Consider the following 26,964-nt stretch of genomic DNA (forward strand, 5'->3'; position numbering starts at 1 on the left):
AATCATCTGGCTTCGAGGATGCGCGCGAGGTCTTTCTTGGCGATGTTGGCTTCGATCTTGAATCCGCCGTACAACATCCCGATACCAAAAAACAGCATCACAAACGGGATAAAACTGAACACCGACAGGTCTTGTTTGTTGGCAGAAAACACAGTGAATACACAGGCCGCGCCGACACCGGTCATCCAAAATGCCATGAAGACCAACACCAACACATTTGGCCGCATCGTTACCTGTACTTTCGTGCCACTAATATCTGAGACGACCTCGCCCTTGATCATCGGCAAGAACGAATTCCTATAACCGATGGCGCGTTTCACGTTGAAGGCATTTCCGTTACATTGCCCGACATAAGGTTTGTCGTAGGCCGTTTTTGGCGTCCCAAACCCGAACGGTTTTTCAGGCGCGATGTTCTCGGCGAGTTTGGCCAGCGCTTCTTCTCTGGAAAGTTTGGTGCTGTAGGTCAGTTTTTCGAAGGGTAAAAATATACTCATAGTAGTGCCGGCTATTCTTTCCGCCAGATGTTGTTCAATTTGTTGATGTCAACGTGCTTGATTTCCTTGGACGAACCGGCAACGGAAATGATGTTGTACGGCTCGGTTGGGAAAAACAGGTTGGTCATGACGTATTTGCCTTCGTTGAGAAACACCTCTACCGAGGAATTGTCCAGAAACAACTGTACCGACACGATTTTCTCGGGCACCGGCATGGTTTGCACGCTCGCGAATTTGTCGCTGAAATCAAGTTTCCCAGACTTGGTACGGTCTATCGAAAATTGACCGTCTTTAAGTTGCAGCACGATTTTTTCACCGTCCACATTTCCGATTTCGACCAACAGGTTGTCTGTTCCGCCATCGATGACAAAAGCGACTTCGCTTTCTGTTGGCAGGGTTTCCTTAAATGGCAATGCAGTCCATTCTGAACTGTACACGCTGTCTTTGATCGAAGCCATTGCAGACAACGTTTCCTGTCGTAAGAACCAACCATTTGCATCCTTGGAAAGCGAAAGTTCACGCGGCAAGGCCATGGCACTGCGCCAGACTTCGGTAGGTACTTTGGTGGCGTATTGCCAGTTGCTCATCCAGCCTTGTATCATTTTTTTACCGTCGGGCGCGTTGCCGAACGTCACGGCAGCATAATAGTCGGTCCCGAAGTCGAGCCATTTTCCGGGCGCTTCGGGCGTGAATTTTTTGCCGTCAAAATCGCCCACGAAATAGCGCGTGCCCGAGCCGCCATTGACGGCCTTGTCGCCGTGATTGACAATCATGACCCATTTTTGCTGGCCTTGGTAATCCATCGGAAACAAATCAGGGCATTCCCAAACGCCAAGAACGAGGTCTTCCCGCGGCTGGAAATTGCTTTCAAACGTCCAATCCTTGAGGTTGGGCGAGGAAAAAATCCGGATCATGTCATGCACGGCCAACACCATGATCCATTTGTTGGTGGCGTCGTTCCAGAACACTTTCGGGTCTCTGAAGTCCTGCTCACCGGTATTGTTGAGCACCGGATTGTTCTTGTATTTCGTCCAGGTTTTGCCTTCGTCGAGGCTGTACGCAATGGCCTGGCTTTCGGTGTTTTTGTGGCCTTGTTTCCAAAGTTCGTCGCTGTGGTAGGTGTAAATGGCGACCATAGCGTCTTTTCCGAAACCGGCCGTGTTGTTTTTGTCGATGACGGCGCTGCCAGAAAAAATGTGCCCTTTTTCGTCCGGATACAACGCGATGGGCAAATGCGTCCAATGTACCAAGTCTTTACTTTCGGCGTGTCCCCAATGCATCGGACCCCAAACATTGCTGTGCGGATGGTATTGGTAAAACAAGTGGTATTTGCCGTTGTGGTACACCAATCCGTTCGGGTCGTTCATCCACTGCGATGGCGGCGTGAAGTGAAAGGCCGGGCGATAAGGCTCATCGTAGTTTCCCGTGTAGGGCTTTTGGGCCGAAACGGTCATCGCAAGCAGCAACGCAACAAAAATTAGGGATTTCATACGCAGAAGATTACCTTTCAAATATAACCGTTTTGCGTAGAAATGCACCAACACGAAACGTCAATATTGCCCGACAGACAACAGCACCAACGTACAGGCTACTTCTACTTCGATGCCTTTGGCGCGCAACATCGCATAGAATTCTGGGTTTTCGGTGCCCGGATTGAAGACGACGCGCTTGGGTCGCAACCCAATGATATAATCGTAATATTCCTCTTGCCGCACCGGATTGAGATACAGCGTTACGGTATCGATGCCCGTGAAAGGCTGCGGCGTGCGGTGGATTTTAACGCCCGAAACGGTTTCTTCCTTCAGGCCGATGGCTTCTACCGGATGGCCCGCGCCGATCAACCTGTTGAGCGCCAGATACGAATAGCGGGTCGGATTTCCGGATGCGCCCATGACGAGCGTTTTCTTCTGTTTCATATGATAGCCTTTGGTGACGTGAATGTTACTCGGATGTCATAAAAATACTATCTTTAGGTAAGAATCGGTCACAAATTCGTGGTAAATTACCGATAAAACTTGACGGCAGTTTTACGGTTTGTTCAACCGTACGAACACATGGACGGCGTAATTTTACAGCAAAAACATGGAACTTTTCATCTACTTGTTCGCAGCACTTTTTTCGGTCTTGAACCCGATTGGTACGGTGCCTATTTTTGTTGGGCTTACGCAAGATGACCCCAAAAAAGAACGCTCGCGGATTTCGCTCTGGACGGCCATCAACGTGTGCATCATCCTGCTCATTTCCTATTTCGTTGGGCAATACGTGCTGACATTTTTCGGGATCAGCATCGATGCACTGCGGATTGCCGGCGGCATGATCATCGTGGGTTCGGGTTTTTCTTTACTGACCGGCAAATTCAAGAAGCAGCGCGGCATCGACAAAACCGTTGAAAGTGACCTCAGCAACCGGAATGACATTGCGCTTACGCCATTGGCCATGCCGATGCTCGCCGGCCCAGGCTCGATTTCGCTACTGATTGCGTTCTATCAGGAACACAACAGATACGACGAAATCACCATCGCCGTTTCGGCCATACTTGCCGTGGCGCTCGCCATTTTCCTGATTTTACGTTCGGCACATTACCTGGCGAAAATCCTCGGCGCGGCGGGTATTGTGGCCATTTCAAGGATTGTGGGTTTCATCGTTATCGCCATAGGCATCCAATACATCGTGAGTGCGGTAATCAATATCATCAAGACGTATTTGATGAAGTAACGCGCGTTACCCTTTCGGCAAAAACACTTCCGCCATCATGCAACGCGCACTGCCGCCGCCGCAGGCTTCTATCGTATCGAGGTTTGACGATAAGATCTCGCCGTGTTTTTCCAGTTTCTTGATTTGCTCTTCTGTAAAGGAATTTCGCGCGGCATCGCTCATCACGATATAGTTCTTGTTGTGCGCACCGCGTACTTCGAGAATGTTTCCGGCGAAATGGGCGGCCTGCGCCTCGGTGATGTAGATGATTTCCTTTTTGTCTTCCTTGAGGTTGTTCAAGACATTTTTGCGTTCCTGTTTGTCGTCGATGCTGTCGGCACAAACCACCGCAAATGTACTGCCGATGCTCATCATGACGTTGGTGTGGTAAATGGGTTCCCGCCTGCCGTTTACCGTGTGGAACGCTTCGAAAATCACAGGCGTCATTTCGAAATCTTCGCAGAATTCTATGACCAATTCTTCTTCGGTGCGTGTCGACAAGCAGGCGTAGGCTTTGCCGTGTACACGATCTAAAACCAAGCTTCCGGTGCCTTCCAAGAAATAGCCTTCGTCTTCGGCCGAGGTATAATCGACGATGTCATTGAGGGCAAACCCTTGTTCTTCGAGCAGATCGAGAATATCTTCGCGTCGTTCCGGGCGACGGTTTTCGGCGAACATCGGGTACAGCGCCACATCTCCATTTTCGTGAAAGGAAACCCAGTTGTTCGGGAAAATGCTGTCGGGCGTATTATGTTTCGCGATGTCGTCAAATACGATTACCGAAACGCCCACGTCGCGCAATTTGCCAGCTAAAATATCAAACTCCTGCTGGGCACGCGCATTGACCGCAGCGGGCAACAGGTCAGAAAGGACTTTCTGGTAATGGTTATTCATGGCCGTTTGCTCGTTCATCCTGAAGGCAACCGGGCGAATCATCAGTATGGTGTTGGTGGTTTGGTGCATGGTTGGTAGCTGGTGATTAGTTGCTGGTCGCGAACTTCTTCGGGATTACATCTTGTTTTAAACGGGCTATTATTTTACCGCATTATCCACGGCTTCCAGCAAGTTTAGGGTGACTTCGGCCATGGTATTGACTTTGTCGTCCAGGCAGGGATTCACTTCCACTACTTCCAAACAAACGGTTTTTGGATCTTTCACGAGCATTTCGAGTAGTGTTTGCGCCTCGGATGGCATCAAGCCATTTTCAACCGGCGTTCCCGTGCCGCGCGAGGTCAGGTCTGGATCCATGGAATCCACATCGAAAGAAACATACATGACATCGCACGCGGACAGGTAATCTGTGATGTCTTTCACCGTAGCTTGGGCGCCATTTTGCCGGACGTCGGCCACCGAAATCTTCCGGATGCCGAGTTGCGCGATGCAGGCGTCTTCCTGTGGCTCTGTAGAGCGAACACCAACGTAGATAATATCTTCAGGCTTGATTTTCGGGCTGATGCCACCCACATTTTGGAGTGCGTGCCACAAGGAAAGCGTTTCGCCATCCAGCTCATTTTGCTTGCAGTCAACGTTGTCCAGGGCGAGCGCGGTAGCCAGCGGCATGCCGTGGATGTTGCCCGATGGCGTGGTATACGGCGTGTGGATGTCTGCATGGGCATCGATCCAGACCACACCGAGACGTTTATCCGGGAAGGCCGACTTGATGCCTGCCATCGTACCGCCTGCCGAACCGTGGTCGCCGGCCAGGATGACGGGAAATTGATGCGCCCGCAATTTTTGAGAAACGGCATTGTTGAGTGCGTTGTAAATCTCGAGTACGCCGTCAATCCGCTTGGCATATTTGAAAGTAGTATCGGCGTCAAGGTAACGGTTCACGCACGGCAAATACTCCGGCTCGCGGCCATTGAAAAGCATACTGCCCGATTTCCGCGCCGCTGTCATGACGGCTTCCGGCCCGAGTGATGCGCCGCGTGTACCGGCTGTGATTTCAGATTTGTTGACTAAGAAAGTAATGTTTTTCGACATAAAAAGTCTGTTGGAACCAGTGAAGGTTTCGGTTCAGAGCAAAGATAAAAAAGCTTCCCGATTGGAAAAGCGATTGTGGATAAGTTGCCGAAAATGTAGGTTCAGCGTACGCTGGCACCGGCATACGTAACAAATTTTGTCCGCTTAAAATTAACGGTCTTATACGGATAACCGATTTTCTCGAAGAACGCCTCCAACTTAATGTACGTAAATTCGCCGTTCACCTTATGGTTAGAATAAATGGCGAATTCGGGCTTGAGATTTTTGATGGTGTCCTGACAACCTTCGAGCGCTTCAATCTCGGCACCTTCGATATTCATCTTGACAAAATCAAGTTTTTGAATGCCATTATGCTTTACCCATGAATCAATGGTAATTGTCTGTTTTTTGACCGCCTGTTCGTTTCCTGGAATCCACAACGCAGAGGAACCGATAGTTCCCGATTCATAAAAATCGGTAAAGCCGTTTTCATTCCAAAGCAACAGGTCTTCGATTACGATGTTGTTGAAATCCTTATTCAGCGCTAAATTTTCCTTGATGAAGGCGATATTGGCAGTGTCGGGCTCGAACGCATAGACTTTTCCGGAACTACCTGCACGGCCTGCATAGAACAGACTGACGCTACCCGTATGCGCACCAGCGTCGAGGATGACATCGCCAGGCTTTACGGTATAAAATTTCTCGTAAATCTCATATTCGCGCCAATAGCCATACAAGGGCTGCCTTGCAGCGAGCCTAACGCCTTTACATTTGCATTCGTAAATAACAGGATTTCCAGGGATTACAGCATACGAAATATAACCAGGATCGAACAGATTATAATAGAAACTTTTAACTTTCTCCTTAAAAATGCCTTTCGGCATCAGCCGGCTGATCGCTTTTTTGATTTTCTTTTTCCTCATGACAAGTGGTGTCGCGGTTATTTTATGGCGCTGCCGGCAAAAGTGATGATTTCGTTCCTTTTAAAAGTTACGGTCTTGTAGGGATAATCGTGTTTCTTAAAAAATTCCTCGATCTTAATATACGTGGGTTGGCCATTGACGATGTGGTAAGAAGCGATGGCGAAATTGGGCTTGAGACTTTTCATGGTTTCCACACAGCCGTCCATGGCCTCGATTTCGGCGCCTTCGATATCCATCTTGATGAAGTCTAGCCGTGTGATGTTATTCCGCTTCACCCAATCGTCGATGGTAACCGCTTCCTTTTTCACCAACTTTTCGCCTTCTGGCTTCCATACCGCCGATGAACCCACCGTGCCCGCCTCATAGAAATCGACCATCGTGTTTTCGTTCCAAAGCAGCAAGTCCTGAATGACGATATTGTTGTGTAGTGTTCTATCGAGGGCAATGTTTTCTTTAATATGCTTGATGTTGATGGCATCGGGTTCAAACGCATACACTTTCCCCACGGGTCCGGTCAATTTTGAAAAGTAAAGCGTAATATAACCGTTGTTGGCACCAGCGTCCATGATGACATCGCCAGGTTTGATTTGATGGAAATGGGTGTAAAAATCAAAATCAGGCGCGATGTTGTACAACGCATCGATTGTCGTAAAATCCAAGCCTTTGTAGTGGGTTTTGTACTGGATTTTGTCTTCTCCGGCCAATGAAAAACGTGTTCCTTTTTTTGCTGTAAGGTTGTAGAAAAAGAGCTTGACTTTTTCTTTGAACGCTCCTTTGGGCATGAGTTTACTGAGGAACTTTTTGAGTTGTTTTTTCACGGTGGCCGAATTGAACCGCAATATAAAAAAAGCTCCCGTTTTCTCGGGAGCTTTCTGCAATAAAAAGTATGGTTTATCGCTTGTCCATTTCCACGAACGGACGCAGCGGATAGCCATTATACACCTGGCGCGGACGCCCGATCGGTTCCTTGTTCACGCGCATTTCTTTCCATTGGGCGATCCAGCCCGGAAGGCGGCCAATGGCGAACAATACGGTAAACATATCGGTTGGGATGCCGAGCGCGCGGTAAATGATACCCGAGTAAAAGTCTACGTTCGGGTAGAGTTTGCGGGATACGAAATAGTCATCCACGAGCGCGGCTTCTTCTAATTTCTTTGCAATTTGCAGGATTGGGTCATCAACACCAAGGGTTGACAGCACTTCATCTGCTGCTTTCTTGATGATTTTCGCGCGTGGGTCGAAGTTTTTGTACACGCGGTGACCGAAGCCCATCAAACGGAACGGATCGTTCTTGTCTTTTGCCTTGGCCATGTATTTATCAGCATCGCCGCCGTTTTTCTGGATTTCCTCGAGCATTTCCAAAACGGCCTGGTTGGCGCCGCCATGCAACGGACCCCAAAGTGCCGAAACACCTGCAGAGATCGAGGCGAATAAACCAGCATGCGATGAACCTACCATACGCACGGTAGAGGTCGAACAGTTTTGTTCATGGTCTGCGTGCAGGATGAAGAGTTTATCAAGCGCATCAATCACGGCTGGGTTGGCGCTGTATGGCCCGGTCGGCAACTCGAACATCAAACGCATGAAGTTCTCGACGTAACCTTTGGTATTGTCGTAATAGTTGAGCGGATAACCCATCGCCTTTCGGTACGTCCAAGTTGCGATTACCAGGAATTTGCCCATAGTTTTACAAACCGCCTCGTACATTTCTTTTTCATTTTCCGGATTCACCGATTTCGGGTTGAACGCCGTAAGTGCGCTCGTCAAGGCCGACAAAACGCCCATTGGGTGCGCCGTTTTCGGGAAACCGTCGATGATGTTTTTCATTTCCTCATTCACCAACGTGTATTTGCGGATGTCGGTCTCAAAAGTCTCCAATTGTTTCTTGGTTGGCAATTCGCCAAAAATCAACAGGTAAGACACTTCGAGGAAATCAGCTTTGGCCGCGAGATCTTCAATGGCGTAACCGCGGTAACGCAGGATGCCTTCTTCCCCGTCGAGGAAGGTGATGTCGCTGATGCACGAACCCGAATTCTTGTAACCCGGATCCATCGTGATGGCGCCGGTCAAGTCACGCAATTTGTTGATGTCTATGGCAACTTCTTTCTCGCTGCCCACAATGACTGGGAACTCATAACGTTGGCCGTCGAGTTCTAATATGGCTGTTTTTGACATAATATGGTTGGAAATTGAAAATGAATATTTAATCCAACAAAGCTAAATAATTTAGGATGAATTAAAAAATATTGAAATCAGGAATTGCAATCCGTTAATTGTTCTTTCTTATCGCAATTCTTTTGCACATTTTTCAAAAAAGAAATCCCCACAAAACTTGCGGGGATTTTCGAAAAACTAACTTTACAAATCAACTTATCTCTTGACGATTTTTTGGATGGCGATGCCGTTGACGGACGTGACTTTCACAAAGTAAATCCCGGATTGTTTTCCTGATATGTCCATGGTAACCGACGGCTCGTCGCGCACAGCGGTCTGCAACAATCGCCCTTGCACGTCAAACAACTGCACGGTTTGGATGTTGGTCGCAGCAGTAATGTTGAGGACGCCGTTTGTTGGGTTCGGATAAACCGCAATCGACGCATCAGTATCCGGATGCCCGGCCGAGAGTAACTGGAACGTCGTTTCGGCATCATTGGTCGTAATCGGCAAATTGTAATCGAAATAAATATCGGCACGATTGGCCACCATGTCGCCGTTGGTTAAATTGTCTCGCGTCTTGATTTTCAGCAGGATGTTGCCGTGGCCGCCAATTTCCAGGTTGATGCCGTTGAAGATGTATTCGGCCACATTGCCATCGACGCGAACCATCACAGGATCTGAACCTTCCAGCACACGCAATGAGTTCACATCGAATTGGCTTGGATCGAAAACGGTTTTCACCACGATGTTCTGGGCGAAATCGGTTCCGGTGTTCTCGAAATTCGCGATGTAGTGCAAATAGCCGCCAATGTTCTCCACGGGTTCAATATCGCCTTCAATGCAAATCATGTTGTTCGGATCGTATGACCCGATGACGATTTGGTTGAACTGGAAGGCATTGTCGCCCGGCAGTTCATCGCCGCCTATGGCTTCAATCACCGCGGTGAACGACAATTGGTCGTTTACATTTACGGGATTCGTTGGATGCGTGGGCGCATTAATCTGCATCACAACTTCCACACTGCGCGACTCGAACGGATTCAGGTTGGCATAATCCCATATGATCAGGCCTGGCCCGGAAGAGGCTGGTGTTGTTGTGGCCCCGACGAAAGTCATCAAATCGGCATTATATTGAAACGAAAAACCGGACGGCATGCTCATGACCTGGTTGCCCTTGTTCCTGATGACAATTTTATAGACGGCCTCAAAGCCAGGGCGCGCTGGCACTATCGGGGCAATCACGATCTCCAAGTCTTGGTGCACACCATTGGCCGACACACAGAATGGCTGGTCTTGGAAACTGTTGTCCACCAACGGAAAGTTGACGACCGCGCTCGCAGGCGATATGTTGAAGTAGGACGGGTTTTCAGCGTCCGGTGTCAAGATAAAACTGCCGGATCCTGTGAAGAATTGGTAGTTGCCATTACCGTTCGCAAAACCGTAAGACGTGGCCGAACCATCATTAATCCCGATTTTAATGAACGAACCAGGCACATCGAAATCATCACAGCCGTTGTTGTTGGTATCGAACGTAACGTGGCCGGTAATCGTGTTGTAATCACCACCAGGCGGCAACGAACAATATGTATTTACCGATGCCGTCATTCCCGGCTTGGCCAGCAGGTACGCGATTTCTTCTTCGTCTGCGCAGATATACGTCAACTCTGGATTTTCAACGAAATTCCCAATATCGTTGAAAAATTGCTGGCTGCCATTCTTAATAAACAACGTCTCAAGCGGGTTTGCATAGATCTCCAGGCTGGCCAGATTATGGTTGTTATTACAATCGAGCGTCGTGAGCAGGTTGTCGTGGCAGCTCAACACGGCCAACGCGGGAAGCATCGACACATCTAGTGCGGTCAATTGGTTTTGCCAGCAGTTCAGTGCGTACAAGTTCGGTGCTCCAGACAAATCCAGCGTACCCAATGGATTAATGCCGCAGTTCACCTGCGTCAATGCCGGATGACCTGCCAAATTAAGCGTAGTGAGTTGTGCATCTTGACAGTCAAGAATCGTCAGCGCCGGCGTGTTTGAAAGGTTGAGCGAGGTCATCGGCGCACCGCCACAGTACAATTTATCGAGGTGAACCAGGTTCGAAACGTCAAGCGTGGTATGCAAATTCCCGTGGATACTGACATATTCCAAGTTCGTCAACGGCGTCAAATTGAACGCCGGCACATCGTTTAGCGCAGCGGCGAGGTATTTCAGGTTCACCAAACCCGTTAGGTTGAGCGATGTCAAGTGGTTGCCTCCCACATCGACGGTTTCCAGCGTCGGGAATGGCGACAAATCCAGTGTCGAAATGAAACCACCGCCGCAACCCAATATTTTCAACGAAGGCAACGCCGGGTTAAGGCTTAGCGAAGTCATCTGGTTGTTGCCGCAATACAGTTCTTCCAGGAATGGCAAAGCGGGAACAGAGAAAACGTTGAGCGCATTGTTGCCGCAATTGAGTTTCTTCAACATCGGAAAAACAGACGGGTCGAATGACGAAAGTGCGTTTCCGCTGCAGTTTACTTCTTCAATGATGTTATCGGCAGGCAATTGAATATTGCCCAGTGTCAGTGAATTATTCCCATAGGAAAGGGTTTTCAACTGCGGGCTGTTGGACAGGTTTAACGCATTCAGATGATTGTTGCTTCCGTTAAAGTATTTCAGGGCGGGCAAAGTACCGCCATCAAAAGAGGTCAGATTACCACTGTCTACAGACAAACTGTCTAAACCCGTCAGATTGGTCAGGTTGAGCGACGCCAAGCTGTTGTTGTAATTCAAATGCAGGCTCTTCAGGTTGGGCAGGTTGGACAACGAGACCGACGAAAGGTTGCCATTCTCACTGCAATGAAGGGTTTGCATGTTGGTGAAGGCTTCGATGCCAGTGAGGTCGCTAAAGAACGCCTGACTGATATCGACCGTGCCGGTGACCGCTACCGCTTCAGAAACCTGGATTTCACCATCGTTGTTCGTATCATACCCGTTGGAAATGAGTCGCGCCTTGAGAATGGCATCCGGAATATTCACGATTTGCGCCCCGGCAATCATGGTGAAAAGTAACAGTACGGCGGTGTAAATATGTCTCATGATTTCTTGTTTTTTTATCTTGTTTGGTTTCTTTTTCATCGTAAATGTACAAGCAGTTTTTTCGTTTGACCGGGCAATTGAGCATTCGGGTATTTTGATTTAGAATTTGCTACATCGTCTTCAGCAATTCCTGCAAACGGTCTTTCTTCCGTTGCGAAATCGGGAGGTTGCTGTGGTCAGACATCACCACGTAACCGCCGTCTTTTTTGATGTAGGATTTGAGATACGCCAAGTTGATGAGGTGCGATTGGTGGATGCGTTCAAAGCCGTGTTCCGCCAGCAACTCTTCATACTCTTTTAGTGTTTTTGAAATCAGAAGCGGCTTGCTGCCCTTGATGTAGAACTTCGTGTAATTGTCTTCGCTTTCGCACCGGATGATGTCGGCGATGTCGAAAAGATGGATGCCGTCCGACGTAGAAAGTGCGATCCTCTTGAAGTGATCGACCTTTTTGCGGATGTTCTCGAGCAACAAATCGATATGCGCATAATCACGGTTCGTATTCACGGCCGTGTGTATTTTCCCGATGACTTTCTGCAACTCTTCCGGATCGACGGGTTTCAGCAAAAAATCAAGCGCACTGAAACGAAACGCCTTGATTGCATACTGTTCGTGCGCGGTAATGAACACGATGTGCGACAAGGTCTTGCCGTAGCGCGCCGCCAGGTTTTCCAGCATGTCGAAACCCGTACCGTCGGCCATTTGGATGTCGAGAAACACCACTTGCGGCCGGTGCAAGTCCATTGCCTTAATGCCCGATTCCACGCTCTCGGCCTCGCCCAAAATTAAGATATCCGGTGCATAGCGCGCCAGCATGGCCTTGAGCCCGTTGCGAAGGTTGGCATCGTCGTCGATGAGTAGTGCTGTGATCATGTGGTTGGTGGTGAGTTGTTAGTTGTTAGTTGCTAGTTGTTAGTTGTTAGTTGTTAGTTGCTAGTTGTTAGTTGTTAGTGGCTGGTGGTTGGTTGCTAGCGACAAACTGTTCCCATTATCAATTATTAATTGTCCAAGTATTGCATCGGCAACCGCAGCACAACCTCGGTTCCTGCCGGGTTTCCGTAGCTGTCCTTCAATTCCTCGATAGTCACTTGTGCCGTTTTAGACGTGTAGGATTCCATCATTTCGAGGCGTTTCCGCGTGATGTCCAATGCCATCGATTTGTGGACTTTTACTAGATTTTCCTTGAGTTCCTGCGACTTATCGATGCCAATGCCGTTGTCTGTTATCTTGCACAGCAATGTTTCTTGGTCAACCGAAAAATCAATCGTGATGTGGCCGCTTTCCTTTTTTGGGATCAGGCCATGGATGATGGCATTTTCAACGAAAGGCTGCAGCAGTAATGGCGGCAGCGCAGCATCGTCTTCAATGTCCTGGCTTTTGTTGATGACAAACGTGAACGCTTGGTTGAAACGCAGTTGTTCGAGCTCCAGATAGTTCTGCAAACTCTCGATTTCCTTGTCGATCGGGATGAGCGATTCCTTGGAGTATTCTAAGGTAAGCCGCATCAGTTTGGAAAATTTCGACAAGTATTTGATGGCCGAATCGGTGCCGTTCTGGACGATGAAACTCGAAATCGAACCCAAGCAATTGAATACGAAATGTGGGTTCATCTGCAAGTGCAACGCCTTTTGCTCGTATTCGGCAAGTTCTTTCTGCAACGTCAACGTTTTCTTGAGCTGCAACCTATTGTAAATCAGAAACAAGATTCCGAAGGCCAGCAAAATGAACAAGGAAATGAACACGATTTGGAGCCGGTGCCTTTTGGCCTGTTCCTGATAGACGATTTCCCGCTTTTCCTGTTCTTTCTTTTGGAACGCCTGCTTTTTCTCGAATTCGAAATCCATTTCCGCACGGATGCTGTTGCGGATGTTCTCGAAATTGCTTACGCTGTCCTTGGCCGCCGAAAACAACCGATAATGGGCCAACGCTTCCGCCGGACGATTGGTCGCTTGGTAAATGTCGCTGAGCCGCAATTCAGAATCGCGAATACGCTCCATGACGTTCAGCGCGCGCGCCAATGCCAAAGACTGTTGCGTGTATTGCAATGCGGCATCGTATTGTTTTTTGTCGAAGGCCAGTTCGCCCAGAAAGGCATACGTGTCTGAAGCCCCGAACTTATCGCCAATCTTACCGAATGCCACCAGCGCCTGTTCAAATTGCGCTTGTGCTTGATTTGTTTGCCCGATGTTTTTATAGTAAAGCCCGAGATTGTTGTACAATTCACCCAGGCCGCGGAAGTCAGGATTTCTTTCGAAATGCGATTCCGCTTGCTGGTAATACATGAGCGCTTTATCGCGGTTGCCTTGCGACAAGTACACGTTACCTATGTTCGTGAGTGTTACGCCAAGGGTTTTGTCTTTGGTGCGCACTTGAATTTTCTGGCACTTCAGGAAATATTCCAACGCCTTGAACGCGTCGCCCTGAGACTTGTAAACGATACCGATGTTGTTGTACAGCCGGGCGCAACGGTCGAGATCGCCGAGCGATTCATACATACGAACGGCCTTTAAATGATACTGCAGGGCGCGGGCATAATTGCTTTGTTCGGAAAACACAATACCGATGCTTCCATACGCTCGGGCCAAACCTTCTTTATTGTTGTGGTCACTTTGGTCGGCCGCCTCGAAAAGGACTTGGGCATCGGAGAAATACCGCAAAGCTTCAGGATAATTGCCTTTGATGATGTTGGCATTGCCGAGATTCAGGAGCGCATTGCCCTCACCGGTTTTATGGCTGATTTTTTTGGCCAACTCCAGCGCCCGGTTCGCAAACGACGCCATTTTCACCGGATCGGCCTGGCGGTATTCGGCGGCGATTAGATTGAGCAATTGGACGCGGTCGATGTCGTTTCCGGCCTTTCCCAACGCCGACTGCAAACTGTCGGAAACAGATTGCTGCGCCATCGCCGACACAAAGCAGAGCAGAAAACACAAGACAAACGACTTTCTCATTGCAGTGAAATTACAAAACAAAAGTAACGTTTCGTATTGCTCCGATTGGCGTCAATGAGAATTTGCGGGTTATCGGTTAGAATTCGAAGTTATTGGCGTACGACCTTTTGCGTCGATGTGCCAGATGCGGTAGCAATCTTTAAGTAGTAGATGCCTGTGGCGAAGGAAGAGAAGTCACAAGACACCGCATTGCTTTCTCCGGCTATGGCCGCCACTTTCCGGCCTTGCGCATCCATCAGGAAAACGTCTTCGATGGTTTGATTGGCTTCCACGGTGACGACGCCGTTGGTCGGGTTCGGATAGATTTTCACCTTAGGCGCTTCACGGTCGGAAACACCCAGCGCCTGGAAGGTCGTATTAGCGCTGTTGGTGGTAATCGGAAAATTAAAATCGAAGTAGATTTTGGCCTTGTTGGATACCGTCGAACCCACGTTAAGTGTGCCTTTTGTCTTGATTTTAAACGTCACTTGACCGCTTGCGCCCGGCGCTAAATCAATTTCCTGAAAATAGACTTCCACTTTGTTACCGATTACGACCGGAATGCCCGGATGTGACATGCTCACCATCTGGAGTGAACTGATTTCAAAACTATTGGTGTCTATTTCATCGTTGATGACAACTTTCTGCACCACAGAATTGGTCGTGTTGACAAAGTTGATCACGTAATTGAGGTATTGCCCGATCATCGTCGGCGGCAGTATGTTGCCTTCTAAAACGGTTTTGGTATTTTGATCAGACAAGGCCACGACACCTGACTTTAACGTAAACGTATTGTCATTAGGCGTTTCATCTGGCTGGTCCAGCAACACGTTTCCTGAAAATGACAGCGTTTCACCAGCCATTTCTTCCGCGCTGGCGGTAACTTGCAGATTGACCGAAAACACGCGCGTCTCAAAAGGCCTAAGCCCACTGAAATTCCAACGCAATTCATTCGCTACGATATCGGCCGATGGTGTGGCCTGCAACAAAGTGGTATAAAAACGCGGCAACACAAGCTTGGCCAAACCACTGATGGTCTCGTTACCCTTGTTCCTGACCAAGATTTGCAACGGAAGTGTTTCCCCTGACACCGCTAGCTTTCCGGGCACGACCGTAATCTCTGCATCCGGATGACTGCCGTTTTTGGTCAGACAGAAATCAGTAGAATGGTTGTTGGCGCCGACGTTTGTCGTGATGGACGCCGGCGATATTGTAAAATAGTCGTTCTCCGGTTTCGGCGTAAAGGTACGGCTTCCCGGATTGGAAGCGTAAACGCCGGTTTGCGGGTTTACGAATACATCAGTACTTTCTCCGTTGGCTTGCATGAGCAGTTTAACCGGAGCCGGTATCGACTGTCCGCTGCAATCGTTGCCTGCCAACCCGAAACGAACTTGCCCGACTTGCTGTAACGACGCGTCATTGCCCGGCATTTGCGCCTGTAGCAACAACGAGAAAAACACAGAAAAAGCGAGTAGTAATCGTTTCATTTACAACGGTTTACTTGATGCAAAGCATTCGTGGTTTAACACAAATATAACATTTATTCTGAATGTTGGTACACCGCGAACGGTCTTTTATAGTCCCAAATAAAAAACCCGGCGCAAATACTGGCCGGGTCATGAATTTACTCCTTGATAATTTTATCAACATGGGTTCCGTCGTCGGTGACGGTTCTCAAAAAGAAGATGCCCGATGAAAGCGACTGCAAGTTAATGTCGTATTCTAAGCCGGGATCCGATGAATGGCGATCGCCGTCACACCACACCGTCCGGCCTTGACCGTCAATCACGGAAACAGACCGAACCGGACTTTCAGCCGATAGATGCACCACATTGCGCACCGGGTTCGGAAACAATTTGACCGACGCGGTATTGTATTGCGGAACGCCCAGTTGCTGGAAGGTCGTGGTAGCCGTGTTGGTCACTACGGGCACATTGAAGTCAAAATAGATGCTGGCCTTGTTCGTGACCACGCTACCGGCGGTAAGTGTAGGCTTGGTTTTTATTTTATAGGCAACGTAGCCGTACTCGTTCGGGACGAGGTTGATGTTCTCAAAGTAAAACTCCAATTTATTCCCAGTAAGTACTGGCACTTCGACGTGTGAAGAACTTAAAACCTGCAACGAAGAAATATCAAACTTGTCTGCGTCGAGCAAATCCTTGATCACGACGTTCTCGGCCGGGAAATTTCCGGTGTTCTCAAAGTTGATCACATAATGCAGGAAATTACCGATTTGCGTCGTGGAAACCACTTCACCTTGCATGCAGTGTTTATCGTTCGGATCAAACGAGCCGACGACGATTTGCTTTAATCCGAAAGTATTGTCCATTGGGGTTTCATCACCATCCACCGGATTGACTGTCGCGGAAAAATTAAGCTCGTCCCCAATATTGACAGCAGGCGTTTCAACCGGTGAATTGACATTCAGTGTGATCTCGATGACCCGCGTTTCAAACGGTAACAGGCCGGCATAATTCCAGGCAAGTTGGTTGGTTGTCTGCGCATCGGGCAACACGGAAGCCGACACAAAATCAAGTATGTTGTCCTGAAACTGGAAACTGACCGTTCCGCTCAACGTTTGGTTGCCCTTATTCCTGTAAGTCAAGGCATACGTCGCATCAAAACCAGGACGTGCCGGAATCAAAGGAACCAGAACAGCCTCAACATCGGTATACAGACCGTTTGCGGTGGCACAGAAGTCTGCGGTGGCCGAGTGGTACGCATTGTCATCGAAATGGATCGGCACTGATCCCGAAACATTGTAATATTCAGGATTTTCAAAAACCGCCGAAATGACTTGGTCGGGTTGTTGGGTGTAAATCGTATATGATCCGTCGGAACCTGTGAATACGGCGCCTACTTCGGTCTCGCTGGCGATGGTAATCTTGACGCCCGACAGGTTAACATCTGCATCGTCACAACCGTTATTGCCCATATCCAACCGAACGTTTCCCGATATGGTGTTGTACGCGCCTCCCGGATGGAACGAGCAGTACGAAGTAACCGGAACGCCACTGATCCCGGCGTCTGCCATTTTTGACTGGATCAGTTCTATTTCTGACTCATCGGCGCAAAACGAAAAGAGCGACGGCAATGCACCGAAATTGATGAATTGGATGGCATTGCCGTTCTTGAGGTTGACCGACTCAAGCACCGGATTGTACCCGAATTCAATGGACAAAAGGTCCGGACACTGAGAAACGTCAAGGCCGGTAATTGGCGTCTCAAAAATATACAGGTCGCCCAATCCAACCGAAGCCGAGAAATCGATGGTCGTAATCGGATTGTATTGGCAAAGCAGCGCGTACAGGTTAGGCACGACCGACACATTCAGCGTTGTCAGTTGGTTGTTGTCGCAATTAAGTTCATAAAGGCTGTCGAGCCCGGTCAGGTCGAGCGATGTGATGTCGGAGTCGCTGCACGCGAAATATTTCAGCGCCGTAAGTCCGGAGGTATTGACCGTGCCCAAAGAATTTCCGCTGCAGTCCAGCGTTTCAAGCAACGACAGCCCTGCCACGTTGATTGCCGAGAGGTTGCAACCGAAACACGTGAACGTCTTTAAGGTGCCTAGCATGGATACGTCCAGTGTACCCATTACGCTAAAATCGTTCATGCTTACGTCCAGGAAACGGATAGATACCAGTGGCAGCAAATTGATTGTAGTTAGGTTGTTATTCGCGCAGCTCAGTGACTTAAGGCTTCCTGCATTGCTTACATCGAGCGATGTGATGTTGTTCCAGGCGCAATTCAGCAAATCCAAATGGGACAGGGCCGAAATATCCAGTGCTGCCATCATATTGTTGTTGCAGACTAGGCTCCGGAGTCCGGTAAGTGCCGACACGTCGAGGCTTGTTAAACTGTTTTCGGAACAGTCGAGCTTTTTGAGGGAAGCAAACGAGGAAATACCAGAGAGATTTCCGATGCTGGCGGCACCTACAAACAAACTGTCAATGACTGCTGCTTCCGATACCTGAATTTCGTAGTCGTTGTTGGTGTCTATCTTAACGGCTACACCGCCCGAATACGCCGTACCGTTGAGCGGATGCGCATTCACCAGGCGTTGCTTAAAATTGGCGTCTGGGATACTGACAACCTGGCCGTAACCAGACCAAGAAATAAAGACGAAAAGCAGTAACCATTTCCTCATAGCTGTTGTTTTTCCAAATATAAAAAAAGCCCGACGAAAAAATCCGACGGGCCCTGATTTTAAAATGGCAAACGCTTACCGATTCACTTTAAACGCTTTCAAACCGGGGAAATACGCGGTTGTCCCGAGCTCTTCCTCAATGCGCAGCAACTGGTTGTATTTTGCCATACGGTCTGAACGTGAAGCCGAGCCGGTCTTGATCTGGCCGCAATTGAGCGCCACGGCCAAATCGGCAATGGTGTTGTCTTCGGTTTCGCCTGAACGGTGCGACATGACCGACGTGTATCCGGCATTGTGCGCCATGTTCACGGCTGCAATGGTTTCGGACAACGTTCCGATTTGGTTTACTTTCACCAAGATGGAATTCGCCGTGCCGGTGTCGATGCCTTTGGCCAAACGTTGCACATTGGTCACGAACAAGTCATCGCCTACCAATTGAACTTTGCTGCCGATTTTATCCGTCAATGATTTCCAGCCGGCCCAGTCGTCTTCGTGCATGCCGTCTTCGATAGAAATGATTGGATAATTTGCCGCCAGTTCCGCCAAGTAGTTGGCTTGTTCTTCTGACGAACGCTTTTTGCCGTTCGGGCCTTCGAATTTTGTATAGTCGTATACGCCGTCTTTGTAGAATTCAGAAGCGGCGCAATCCAGCGCAATCATGATTTCGTCACCAAATTTGTAACCCGCATTTTCTACGGCTTTCTTGATGGTGTCGAGTGCGTCTTCCGTTCCGCCCGCAAGATTAGGAGCAAAACCGCCTTCATCGCCCACCGCCGTTGAAAGCCCGCGGTCATGCAATACTTTCTTCAAATGATGGAACACTTCTGTTCCCATTTGCATCGCCTGGGTAAAAGACTTCGCCTTTACCGGCATGATCATGAATTCCTGGAAGGCAATCGGCGCATCCGAATGTGAACCGCCGTTGATGATGTTCATCATCGGAACCGGAAGCGTATTGCCTGAAACGCCGCCCACGTAACGGTACAATGGCAGGCCAAGTTCGTTTGCCGCGGCTTTGGCTACCGCCAACGATACACCCAAAATGGCGTTGGCACCTAGTTCGGATTTGTTGTGTGTGGTATCGAGCTCAATCATCGTCTGGTCAATCAGGTTCTGTTCAAAAACAGATAGCCCGACCAATTCCTCAGCAATCCTGGTGTTCACGTTTTTGACCGCTTTATGCACGGCTTTACCCATGTACGCCTTACCACCGTCACGCAGTTCAACCGCTTCGTGTTCACCGGTTGATGCGCCCGATGGTACGGCGGCACGTCCGAGAACGCCGTTTTCTGTGATGACATCTACTTCTACGGTAGGGTTGCCGCGGGAATCAAAAATTTGACGGGCGTGGATTTTTACAATGATGCTCATGTGTATGAATTTTAGTGGCTAGTGGCTAGTAGTTAGCGACTAGACGTTAATAATTACGTATTAAGATTTTCAAAAATAGAAAACATCTTTTGATGTTGGTGAATTTGTTATTAACGATAACGATTTCAGCGGAATGGAGAATGCGCGTCGGCCGTCTTTCTTTCCTCTTTCGACTATTTTTCCATATTCGCAATGAACTGGTCAAACAGATAACTCGCATCGTGCGGCCCAGGACTGGCTTCCGGATGGTATTGCACCGAAAAGCAATTCTTGTTCTTCATGCGCATGCCGGCTACGGTCTTGTCGTTGATGTGCAGGTGCGTGATCTCGAAATCCGGGTGCGCCTCAAGCTCTTCTTTGTTGACCGCGAAACCATGATTCTGCGAGGTGATTTCACCATGGCCCGTGAGCAGATTCCCGATGGGATGGTTGATGCCGCGGTGGCCGTTAAACATCTTATAAGTAGAAATGCCGTTGGCCAAACCAATGACTTGATGGCCGAGACAAATGCCGAACAGCGGCGCGTCTTGGGCCAAAATATCGCGGGCAACTTGTTGGGCATTTTCCAAGGGTTCCGGATCACCCGGGCCGTTGGAAAGGAAATAGCCATCCGGGTTAAATTCGGCCATTTCGGCGAAACTGGTATTGAACGGAAATACTTTCACGTAACAATCGCGCTTGACCAGGTTTCGAAGGATGTTTTTCTTGATGCCCAAATCGAGCGCGGCTACTTTATATTTGGCATCTGGGTTACCCACGTAATATGGCTCTTTGGTTGAAACAACCGAAGCGAGCTCCAACCCAACCATATCGGGCACGTCTTTCAGTATTTGCTTGAGCTCGTCAATGGGCTTTCCGTCTGTGGAAATAACGGCATTCTGTGCACCGTGCTCGCGGATGTAGCTCACCAGCGCGCGTGTATCGACGTCGGAAATGGCAACAAGGTTTTGTTTGCGGAAATAATCTTCCAAACTGCCCGATGCGCCAGGCCGCGAATAGTGGAAAGAGAAATTCTTGACGACCAAGCCTGAAATCATGATGCGGTCGGCCTCGGTTTCGTGTTCGTTCACACCGTAATTGCCGATGTGCGCGTTGGTGGCCACCATGATCTGGCCGTAGTAACTCGGGTCTGTGAAGATTTCCTGATAACCGGTCATGCCGGTGTTGAAACAGACTTCACCGGTGGTTGTACCTTCAATCCCGATGGATTTTCCGTGGAAAATGGTGCCGTCCTCCAACAGTAGAATGGCTTTTTGTCTTGTGTTGTATTTCATTCGTAGTTGTTATTCGTTTTTCTGGCGGACGCATACTGTCGCGGCGCTCCGGCCATGTAGTTAGTGGTGTAAAACCGGGTGATGCAAAATTAATTGAAATGAACGCTTGTTGAAAATTTAGTTATGAAAACGGGTGTTGATAAATTGCGGCAAGGGCGTTTATTTGGCGGCTCGAGTGCGGAGCGTATCGAGAGCCGCGGGCTCCAAGAACGTAAACTGACGCTTCAAAAATAAAAAAAGGGACAAACTAAAAGCTTGTCCCTTGATATGTTGAAAGTTGAATCACTATTCTTCTTTCTTTTCTTCTGAACTTTCGTCAGCAGCCGGTGCTTCCGGTGCTTCAGCGGTTGGCTCAACAGCCGGAGTATCCTCAACAACTGGTGCAGTCTCTTCAACTTGCGCTTCAGTAGTCGGCTCTTCAACAACCGGTGCAGGCGCCTCAGCTTTAGGAGCAGCGGTTGCAGTTGCACCCGTTTTTGCTTTGCTACGACGGCTTCTGCCTTTCTTCTCTTCCTTCTTACCGCCGTTGTAGAGTTCGTTGAAGTCTACCAGTTCGATCATTGCCATATCGGCGTTGTCGCCCAAACGGTTGCCCAGTTTGATGATGCGGGTATATCCGCCCGGACGGTCGCCAATTTTAGCGGCTACGTCGCGGAACAAATCGGTAACCGCATACTTGTTGCGCAGGTAAGAGAAAACAATACGACGGTTGTGCGTCGTGTCTTCTTTAGATTTCGTGATGAGCGGCTCAACATAAACTTTCAAGGCTTTCGCTTTGGCTACAGTGGTGTTGATGCGCTTGTGCTCGATCAGTGAGCAAGCCATGTTGGCCAACATCAGTTTTCTGTGTCCGGCTTGCCTGCTTAAGTGATTGATTTTCTTTCCGTGTCTCATTACTCTATAATTTCGCTAGTACCAGACTAGTCTTTATCTAATTTATATTTGCTCAGGTCCATTCCGAAGGTCAGGTTTTTGGCCGCTACCAACTCATCGAGTTCTGTGAGTGACTTTTTACCGAAGTTGCGGAACTTCATCAGGTCGTTTTTGTTGAAAGAAACCAAGTCGCCCAAGGTATCAACTTCTGCAGCCTTCAAACAGTTGAGGGCGCGAACTGACAAATCCATGTCAACGAGTTTGGTTTTCAACAACTGACGCATGTGCAGTGATTCCTCGTCGTAAGATTCGGTTTGTGCAATTTCGTCAGCTTCAAGGGTAATCCTTTCGTCAGAGAACAGCATGAAGTGGTGGATCAGTACTTTTGCCGCTTCTGTCAACGCATCTTTCGGGTTGATAGAACCGTCTGTCTTGATTTCCAAAACGAGCTTTTCGTAGTCGGTCTTTTGCTCGACGCGGAAGTTCTCGATGGCATACTTCACGTTCTTCACCGGAGTAAAGATCGAATCGGTAAAAATGGTTCCGATGGCGGCGTTCTGCTTTTTGTTTTCTTCAGCAGGAACATAACCACGGCCTTTTTCGATGGTTAATTCGAAATTCAGGTTGATTTTGCTGTCCATGTTGCAGATGACCAACTCTGGATTGAGCACTTGGAAACCTGAAATGAACTTTTGGAAATCACCGGCAGTGAGTTGCTCTTTGCCCGATACCGAAATGGTAACGGTTTCGTTGTCCACATCTTCAATCTGGCGCTTGAAACGCACCTGCTTTAAGTTCAGGATAATCTCGGTTACATCTTCAACAACGCCTGAAATAGTGGAAAATTCATGATCTACTCCTTCGATACGTACAGACGTGATTGCGTAGCCTTCCAATGCAGAAAGCAAAACTCTTCTAAGTGCGTTACCGACGGTTAATCCGTAACCTGGCTCGAGTGGACGGAATTCGAATTTGCCTTCGAAATCTGTCGAATCGATCATGATCACTTTATCGGGTTTCTGAAAATTAAATATTGCCATGATGTGACTGCTGTCTTATTATTTGTTGTACAATTCGACGATAAGTTGCTCCTTGATGTTCTCTGGAATCTGCAACCTGGCAGGAACTGAAACGAACACACCTTCTTTGGTGTCGTTGTTCCAGGTAATCCACTCATACACATGTGCAGAGTTGGCCAGTGAACGCTCGATGGCTTCAACAGATTTAGATTTTTCACGGACAGCAACCTTATCGCCGGGTTTGAGGTGGTAAGACGGAATGTTTACCAACTCGCCGTTCACGGTAATGTGACGGTGCGATACGATTTGACGGGCAGCGCGACGTGAAGGCGCAATTCCCATACGGAAAACTACATTGTCCAGACGTGCCTCGCACAATTGGATGAGTACTTCACCGGTTACTCCACGGGATGCCGCTGCTTTTTCGAACAGGCCGCGGAATTGTTTTTCGAGGATTCCGTAAGTATATTTCGCTTTTTGCTTCTCCATGAGCTGCACTGCGTACTCGGATTTTTTACCTCTCTTTTTTGCCATGCCGTGTTGGCCTGGCGGATAGTTTCTTTTTTCGAAGGCTTTGTCGTCTCCGAAGATTGCCTCGCCGAATTTACGGGCAATCCTTGTTTTTGGACCAGTATATCTTGCCATTTCTAATTTATTTGGAACAGTGATTATGAATTCAGGTCAAATCCTCCGATAATCTTGATCTGCTCCGGGTTATACTTACTTTTTGAAGTTGCTAGTTGTTAGTTGCTAGTTTTTAGAAGAATCCTCTAACAACTAGCAACTAACAACTAGCAACTAATTATACGCGACGTCTCTTCGGTGGACGACAGCCGTTGTGTGGCATTGGTGTCACGTCGATGATCTCGGTTACTTCGATACCGCCGTTGTGCAATGAACGGATGGCAGACTCACGTCCGTTACCCGGTCCTTTCACATACACTTTTACCTTCTTAAGTCCGGCCTCCAAGGCTACTTTTGCACAATCTTCAGCAGCCATCTGGGCAGCATACGGCGTGTTCTTCTTAGAACCGCGGAAGCCCATTTTACCAGCCGACGACCATGAAATCACTTCGCCTTTTTTGTTGGTCAAAGAGATGATGATGTTGTTGAACGTAGCGCTAACATGAGCCTCGCCAGTCGATTCAACGACAACTTTACGTTTCTTTGCAGTTGCTTTAGCCATTTCTACTTATTATTTGGTTGCCTTCTTCTTGTTAGCAACAGTTTTACGCTTACCTTTCCTAGTCCTTGAGTTGTTCTTGGTGCGCTGACCACGGAGTGGCAAGCCAGAACGGTGACGGATGCCACGGTAACAACCGATGTCCATCAAACGTTTGATGTTCAAAGACGTCTCAGAACGCAATTCACCTTCGATCTTGTAGTATGAAACCGCATCACGGATGGCGCCAATCTGGTCGTCATTCCATTCTTGCACTTTCATGTCTTCGCTGACACCGGCTTTGGCCAGGATTTCAGCGGCGCGGCTTTTACCAATTCCGAAGATGTAGGTCAAAGCGATAACTCCTCTTTTGTTTTTTGGGATATCAACCCCTGCTATTCTTGCCATAATTATCCTTGTCTTTGTTTAAATCTAGGATTCTTTTTGTTGATTACGTATAATCTGCCTTTCCTGCGAACGATGACGCAGTCGGCGCTTCTTTTCTTAACTGATGCTCTTACTTTCATCTGGCGTTTCTTTATTTGTTTTTTAAAAGGACAGATGGAACTCGCATGCTCGTTTCATCTCGATTAAATTTTTGTTTTGAGCGGACAGACGCAACTCCTTCACCCCGCTACATTCGTTATTAGTACCTGTACGTGATGCGTGCTTTTGTCAGGTCGTAGGGCGTCATTTCGAGTTTCACTTTATCGCCCGGCAAAAGCTTGATGTAGTGCATCCGCATTTTTCCGGAGATGTGTGCAATCACAATGTGACCGTTTTCCAATTCAACGCGGAACATTGCATTCGACAATGCCTCGATGATTGATCCGTCCTGCTCTATTGCTGCTTGTTTAGCCATATATTAAGCTACTGCTTTTCGGTTCTTCCCTGTTTTCATCAAGCCGTCGTAATGCTTGTTGAGCAGGTATGAATTGATTTGCTGAATCGTATCGATTGCGACGCCAACCATAATGATCAACGACGTGCCGCCGAAGAACATCGCCCAAGCTTGCTGCACGCCAAACCCAACCACGATGGCAGGGAAAATAGCGATCAACGCCAGGAACAATGAACCTGGGAAGGTGATAAGCGACATGATTTTATCCAGATAATCGGCTGTTTCGACCCCTGGCTTGGTACCCGGAATGAATCCGCCGCTGCGCTTAAGATCGTCTGCCATTTTATTGGTCGGAACCGTGATGGCCGTATAGAAATACGTGAAAACGATGATGAGCAATGCAAACACGAAATTGTACCAGAAACCAAACATATTGCTGAATGTACCGGCAATGGTCTGCGAAGCATCCGATTTTGACAAACCAGCCAACGCCGCAGGGATAAACATAATCGCCTGCGCGAAAATGATTGGCATTACGCCGGCTGCGTTGAGTTTCAACGGAATCCATTGGCGATTACCGCCTGTAGCATCCTGTTCGAAATCTCCGGTCATTGTCCTGCGGGCATACTGCACCGGAATACGACGAACGGCCATGACGAGCAATACGCAGGCAATGATCACGAGCAACCAAACCGTAACTTCTATTACCAATACCATCGGGCCGCCGTTGTTGTTGGTGATGGTTGAAGTAAATTCCTGAAGGAACGCTTGTGGCAACCTGGCCAAGATTCCGACCATAATCAAAAGTGAAATACCGTTGCCGATGCCTTTGTCGGTGATTTTCTCACCCAGCCACATCGCGAAGATGGTTCCCGTAGTAAGGATCAACACCGATGAGAACAGGAATGAAAACGAGTCGAAGCCCATCAAAAATGCACTTGACGGCAATGTACGGTACATGTTGTAGATGTAGCCCGGCCCTTGCACGAGTGTGATGACGATGGTCAACCAACGCGTAATCTGGTTCAACCTTTTACGGCCGCTCTCGCCTTCTTTCTGGAGTTTCTGCAGATATGGAATCGCAATTCCCATCAACTGCACCACGATAGAAGCCGAAATGTACGGCATGATGCCCAACGCAAATACCGACGCTTTTGAGAACGCACCACCGGTAAACATGTCAAGGATCGAACCGATACCTTGTTTGGTTTGCCCGGCCAGGCTGTTCAATTGGGTAGCATCGATGCCCGGAAGCGTTACGTGTGCACCAAAACGGTAAACCAAAAGGAGCAACAGCGTAAAAGTGATCTTGTTACGCAGCTCCTCGATTTTCCAAACACTGGCAATTCCTTCAAAAAATTTCTTCATCTGATTAAAAGGGATTACAATGTTACAGCTTCACCGCCGGCAGCTTCGATAGCAGCCTTTGCGGTAGCAGTAAATTTATGTGCGGTAACGGTGAGTTTGGCTTTCAATTCGCCACGACCCATTACCTTCACCATTTCGTTCTTTGTAGCCAAACGGTTCGCCACGAAAGTTGTCATATCGACTGAATCTTTCACGATGCCGTTGTCCACCAACGTCTGCAAAGTATCCAGGTTTATACCTTGGTATTCTTTACGGTTGATGTTGGTAAAACCGAACTTCGGCACACGCCTCTGGAGCGGCATCTGTCCACCTTCAAAACCGATCTTCTTAGAGTAACCTGAGCGTGACTTGGCTCCTTTGTGGCCACGTGCAGCAGTGCCGCCTTTGCCTGAACCTTCACCACGGCCTACCCTTTTGTTTTGGTTGTGCGTGGAACCTTGAGCCGGTTGTAAATTACTTAAATTCATCTCTTAGCTTGTTATTTTGATTCCGTAACGGAAACCAAATGTTTGACTTTTCTAATCATCCCAAGGATAGCAGGATTTGATTCATGCTCAACAACCTGTCCGATCCTGCGCAACCCGAGCGCCTCGAGGCCTCTCTTTTGGGTCAATGGGCAGTTGATTTGACTCCTAACTTGTTTTACTATTAATTTAGCCATGATTTCCTGTTA

Annotated in this window: 25 protein-coding genes and 1 pseudogene; 1 reads left to right on the top strand and 25 read right to left on the bottom strand. The window is 48.4% G+C overall.

Going from position 1 to position 26,964, the window contains the following annotated elements:
• Nucleotides 1-2: 2 nt before the first annotated feature.
• From ACM9J1_RS07405 to ACM9J1_RS07415, 3 genes are read right to left on the bottom strand one after another with little or no spacing between them, the layout of a single operon-like run.
• Entirely contained in the window at nucleotides 3-494 is a 492-nt protein-coding gene (locus tag ACM9J1_RS07405) for a hypothetical protein (RefSeq protein ID WP_415581396.1), read from the bottom strand.
• A gap of 11 nt (nucleotides 495-505) precedes the next feature.
• Nucleotides 506-1,984, bottom strand: a complete 1,479-nt coding sequence (locus tag ACM9J1_RS07410; RefSeq protein WP_415581397.1) for a glycoside hydrolase family 32 protein — start codon at nucleotides 1,982-1,984, stop codon at nucleotides 506-508.
• A gap of 60 nt (nucleotides 1,985-2,044) precedes the next feature.
• Nucleotides 2,045-2,410, bottom strand: a complete 366-nt coding sequence (locus tag ACM9J1_RS07415) for a CoA-binding protein (RefSeq protein ID WP_415581398.1) — start codon at nucleotides 2,408-2,410, stop codon at nucleotides 2,045-2,047.
• Nucleotides 2,411-2,576: 166 nt separating this feature from the next.
• On the opposite strand from ACM9J1_RS07415, the gene ACM9J1_RS07420 reads away from it, so the two are divergent.
• The gene (locus ACM9J1_RS07420; protein ID WP_415581399.1) at nucleotides 2,577-3,209 is read left to right on the top strand and encodes a MarC family NAAT transporter; all 633 of its coding nucleotides are present in this window, start codon (nucleotides 2,577-2,579) and stop codon (nucleotides 3,207-3,209) included.
• Nucleotides 3,210-3,215: 6 nt separating this feature from the next.
• Here ACM9J1_RS07420 and ctlX read toward each other — a convergent pair whose 3' ends face one another.
• From ctlX to rpmD, 22 genes and pseudogenes are all read right to left on the bottom strand, one after another.
• Complete coding sequence (gene ctlX / locus ACM9J1_RS07425) at nucleotides 3,216-4,151, bottom strand: citrulline utilization hydrolase CtlX (protein ID WP_415581400.1); 936 nt, start codon at nucleotides 4,149-4,151, stop codon at nucleotides 3,216-3,218.
• 69 nt (nucleotides 4,152-4,220) lie between these two features.
• The gene (locus tag ACM9J1_RS07430) at nucleotides 4,221-5,171 is read right to left on the bottom strand and encodes an arginase (RefSeq protein ID WP_415581401.1); all 951 of its coding nucleotides are present in this window, start codon (nucleotides 5,169-5,171) and stop codon (nucleotides 4,221-4,223) included.
• Nucleotides 5,172-5,272: 101 nt separating this feature from the next.
• The gene (locus ACM9J1_RS07435) at nucleotides 5,273-6,073 is read right to left on the bottom strand and encodes an FkbM family methyltransferase (RefSeq protein ID WP_415581402.1); all 801 of its coding nucleotides are present in this window, start codon (nucleotides 6,071-6,073) and stop codon (nucleotides 5,273-5,275) included.
• A 17-nt stretch (nucleotides 6,074-6,090) separates the two neighbouring features.
• Complete coding sequence (locus ACM9J1_RS07440) at nucleotides 6,091-6,891, bottom strand: FkbM family methyltransferase (RefSeq protein ID WP_415581403.1); 801 nt, start codon at nucleotides 6,889-6,891, stop codon at nucleotides 6,091-6,093.
• Between the two features lie 73 nt (nucleotides 6,892-6,964).
• Complete coding sequence (locus ACM9J1_RS07445; RefSeq protein WP_415581404.1) at nucleotides 6,965-8,248, bottom strand: citrate synthase; 1,284 nt, start codon at nucleotides 8,246-8,248, stop codon at nucleotides 6,965-6,967.
• Nucleotides 8,249-8,443: 195 nt separating this feature from the next.
• On the bottom strand, nucleotides 8,444-11,308 hold the full coding sequence (locus tag ACM9J1_RS07450) for a DUF7619 domain-containing protein (RefSeq protein ID WP_415581405.1): 2,865 nt from the start codon (nucleotides 11,306-11,308) through the stop codon (nucleotides 8,444-8,446).
• Between the two features lie 109 nt (nucleotides 11,309-11,417).
• Nucleotides 11,418-12,179, bottom strand: a complete 762-nt coding sequence (locus ACM9J1_RS07455; RefSeq protein WP_415581406.1) for a LytR/AlgR family response regulator transcription factor — start codon at nucleotides 12,177-12,179, stop codon at nucleotides 11,418-11,420.
• A gap of 125 nt (nucleotides 12,180-12,304) precedes the next feature.
• Entirely contained in the window at nucleotides 12,305-14,257 is a 1,953-nt protein-coding gene (locus tag ACM9J1_RS07460) for a tetratricopeptide repeat-containing sensor histidine kinase (protein ID WP_415581407.1), read from the bottom strand.
• Nucleotides 14,258-14,346: 89 nt separating this feature from the next.
• Nucleotides 14,347-15,723, bottom strand: a complete 1,377-nt coding sequence (locus tag ACM9J1_RS07465) for a DUF7619 domain-containing protein (RefSeq protein ID WP_415581408.1) — start codon at nucleotides 15,721-15,723, stop codon at nucleotides 14,347-14,349.
• 137 nt (nucleotides 15,724-15,860) lie between these two features.
• On the bottom strand, nucleotides 15,861-18,383 hold the full coding sequence (locus ACM9J1_RS07470) for a DUF7619 domain-containing protein (protein ID WP_415581409.1): 2,523 nt from the start codon (nucleotides 18,381-18,383) through the stop codon (nucleotides 15,861-15,863).
• A 75-nt stretch (nucleotides 18,384-18,458) separates the two neighbouring features.
• Nucleotides 18,459-19,754, bottom strand: a complete 1,296-nt coding sequence (eno, locus tag ACM9J1_RS07475) for a phosphopyruvate hydratase (RefSeq protein ID WP_415581410.1) — start codon at nucleotides 19,752-19,754, stop codon at nucleotides 18,459-18,461.
• Nucleotides 19,755-19,927: 173 nt separating this feature from the next.
• Nucleotides 19,928-21,028: a glutamine-hydrolyzing carbamoyl-phosphate synthase small subunit gene (carA, locus tag ACM9J1_RS07480; protein WP_415581411.1), complete on the bottom strand. Its 1,101-nt coding sequence runs from the start codon at nucleotides 21,026-21,028 to the stop codon at nucleotides 19,928-19,930.
• Between the two features lie 399 nt (nucleotides 21,029-21,427).
• Nucleotides 21,428-21,922 (bottom strand): annotated as a pseudogene (gene rplQ / locus ACM9J1_RS07485) (50S ribosomal protein L17); the annotation flags it as partial.
• Between the two features lie 26 nt (nucleotides 21,923-21,948).
• On the bottom strand, nucleotides 21,949-22,941 hold the full coding sequence (locus ACM9J1_RS07490) for a DNA-directed RNA polymerase subunit alpha (RefSeq protein WP_415581412.1): 993 nt from the start codon (nucleotides 22,939-22,941) through the stop codon (nucleotides 21,949-21,951).
• 18 nt (nucleotides 22,942-22,959) lie between these two features.
• Nucleotides 22,960-23,565, bottom strand: a complete 606-nt coding sequence (gene rpsD, locus ACM9J1_RS07495) for a 30S ribosomal protein S4 (RefSeq protein ID WP_415581413.1) — start codon at nucleotides 23,563-23,565, stop codon at nucleotides 22,960-22,962.
• Nucleotides 23,566-23,722: 157 nt separating this feature from the next.
• Nucleotides 23,723-24,106 carry a 30S ribosomal protein S11 gene (rpsK, locus tag ACM9J1_RS07500; RefSeq protein ID WP_415581414.1) on the bottom strand — a complete coding sequence of 128 codons (384 nt, stop codon included), beginning with the start codon at nucleotides 24,104-24,106 and terminating at the stop codon, nucleotides 23,723-23,725.
• A gap of 9 nt (nucleotides 24,107-24,115) precedes the next feature.
• Nucleotides 24,116-24,490 (bottom strand): 30S ribosomal protein S13, encoded by a 375-nt coding sequence (rpsM, locus tag ACM9J1_RS07505; RefSeq protein WP_415581415.1) that lies wholly within the window; start codon nucleotides 24,488-24,490, stop codon nucleotides 24,116-24,118.
• A gap of 2 nt (nucleotides 24,491-24,492) precedes the next feature.
• Complete coding sequence (gene ykgO / locus ACM9J1_RS07510) at nucleotides 24,493-24,609, bottom strand: type B 50S ribosomal protein L36 (protein ID WP_114676954.1); 117 nt, start codon at nucleotides 24,607-24,609, stop codon at nucleotides 24,493-24,495.
• 119 nt (nucleotides 24,610-24,728) lie between these two features.
• Nucleotides 24,729-24,944 (bottom strand): translation initiation factor IF-1, encoded by a 216-nt coding sequence (infA, locus tag ACM9J1_RS07515; RefSeq protein WP_415581416.1) that lies wholly within the window; start codon nucleotides 24,942-24,944, stop codon nucleotides 24,729-24,731.
• Nucleotides 24,945-24,947: 3 nt separating this feature from the next.
• Nucleotides 24,948-26,291 carry a preprotein translocase subunit SecY gene (gene secY / locus ACM9J1_RS07520; RefSeq protein ID WP_415581417.1) on the bottom strand — a complete coding sequence of 448 codons (1,344 nt, stop codon included), beginning with the start codon at nucleotides 26,289-26,291 and terminating at the stop codon, nucleotides 24,948-24,950.
• A gap of 14 nt (nucleotides 26,292-26,305) precedes the next feature.
• On the bottom strand, nucleotides 26,306-26,758 hold the full coding sequence (rplO, locus tag ACM9J1_RS07525) for a 50S ribosomal protein L15 (protein ID WP_415581418.1): 453 nt from the start codon (nucleotides 26,756-26,758) through the stop codon (nucleotides 26,306-26,308).
• An 11-nt stretch (nucleotides 26,759-26,769) separates the two neighbouring features.
• Complete coding sequence (gene rpmD / locus ACM9J1_RS07530; protein ID WP_415581419.1) at nucleotides 26,770-26,952, bottom strand: 50S ribosomal protein L30; 183 nt, start codon at nucleotides 26,950-26,952, stop codon at nucleotides 26,770-26,772.
• Nucleotides 26,953-26,964 lie beyond the last annotated feature (12 nt).

It is taken from the genome of Flavobacterium longum (assembly GCF_965137575.1).
In the GTDB taxonomy this organism is placed as follows: domain Bacteria; phylum Bacteroidota; class Bacteroidia; order Flavobacteriales; family Flavobacteriaceae; genus Flavobacterium; species Flavobacterium longum.

Coding starts and splice junctions, on each gene's coding strand:
- ACM9J1_RS07415 (WP_415581398.1), bottom strand. CDS start 2,410: ATGAAACAGAAGAAAACGCTCGTCATGGGCGCATCCGGAAATCCGACC.
- ACM9J1_RS07435 (WP_415581402.1), bottom strand. CDS start 6,073: ATGAGGAAAAAGAAAATCAAAAAAGCGATCAGCCGGCTGATGCCGAAA.
- eno (WP_415581410.1), bottom strand. CDS start 19,754: ATGAGCATCATTGTAAAAATCCACGCCCGTCAAATTTTTGATTCCCGC.
- ACM9J1_RS07490 (WP_415581412.1), bottom strand. CDS start 22,941: ATGGCAATATTTAATTTTCAGAAACCCGATAAAGTGATCATGATCGAT.
- rpsM (WP_415581415.1), bottom strand. CDS start 24,490: ATGGCAAGAATAGCAGGGGTTGATATCCCAAAAAACAAAAGAGGAGTT.
- carA (WP_415581411.1), bottom strand. CDS start 21,028: ATGAAATACAACACAAGACAAAAAGCCATTCTACTGTTGGAGGACGGC.
- infA (WP_415581416.1), bottom strand. CDS start 24,944: ATGGCTAAACAAGCAGCAATAGAGCAGGACGGATCAATCATCGAGGCA.
- ACM9J1_RS07465 (WP_415581408.1), bottom strand. CDS start 15,723: ATGAAACGATTACTACTCGCTTTTTCTGTGTTTTTCTCGTTGTTGCTA.
- rpsD (WP_415581413.1), bottom strand. CDS start 23,565: ATGGCAAGATATACTGGTCCAAAAACAAGGATTGCCCGTAAATTCGGC.
- rpsK (WP_415581414.1), bottom strand. CDS start 24,106: ATGGCTAAAGCAACTGCAAAGAAACGTAAAGTTGTCGTTGAATCGACT.
- ACM9J1_RS07405 (WP_415581396.1), bottom strand. CDS start 494: ATGAGTATATTTTTACCCTTCGAAAAACTGACCTACAGCACCAAACTT.
- ACM9J1_RS07445 (WP_415581404.1), bottom strand. CDS start 8,248: ATGTCAAAAACAGCCATATTAGAACTCGACGGCCAACGTTATGAGTTC.
- rplO (WP_415581418.1), bottom strand. CDS start 26,758: ATGAATTTAAGTAATTTACAACCGGCTCAAGGTTCCACGCACAACCAA.
- ACM9J1_RS07460 (WP_415581407.1), bottom strand. CDS start 14,257: ATGAGAAAGTCGTTTGTCTTGTGTTTTCTGCTCTGCTTTGTGTCGGCG.
- ctlX (WP_415581400.1), bottom strand. CDS start 4,151: ATGCACCAAACCACCAACACCATACTGATGATTCGCCCGGTTGCCTTC.
- ACM9J1_RS07410 (WP_415581397.1), bottom strand. CDS start 1,984: ATGAAATCCCTAATTTTTGTTGCGTTGCTGCTTGCGATGACCGTTTCG.
- secY (WP_415581417.1), bottom strand. CDS start 26,291: ATGAAGAAATTTTTTGAAGGAATTGCCAGTGTTTGGAAAATCGAGGAG.
- rpmD (WP_415581419.1), bottom strand. CDS start 26,952: ATGGCTAAATTAATAGTAAAACAAGTTAGGAGTCAAATCAACTGCCCA.
- ACM9J1_RS07470 (WP_415581409.1), bottom strand. CDS start 18,383: ATGAGGAAATGGTTACTGCTTTTCGTCTTTATTTCTTGGTCTGGTTAC.
- ykgO (WP_114676954.1), bottom strand. CDS start 24,609: ATGAAAGTAAGAGCATCAGTTAAGAAAAGAAGCGCCGACTGCGTCATC.
- ACM9J1_RS07430 (WP_415581401.1), bottom strand. CDS start 5,171: ATGTCGAAAAACATTACTTTCTTAGTCAACAAATCTGAAATCACAGCC.
- ACM9J1_RS07450 (WP_415581405.1), bottom strand. CDS start 11,308: ATGAGACATATTTACACCGCCGTACTGTTACTTTTCACCATGATTGCC.
- ACM9J1_RS07455 (WP_415581406.1), bottom strand. CDS start 12,179: ATGATCACAGCACTACTCATCGACGACGATGCCAACCTTCGCAACGGG.
- ACM9J1_RS07420 (WP_415581399.1), top strand. CDS start 2,577: ATGGAACTTTTCATCTACTTGTTCGCAGCACTTTTTTCGGTCTTGAAC.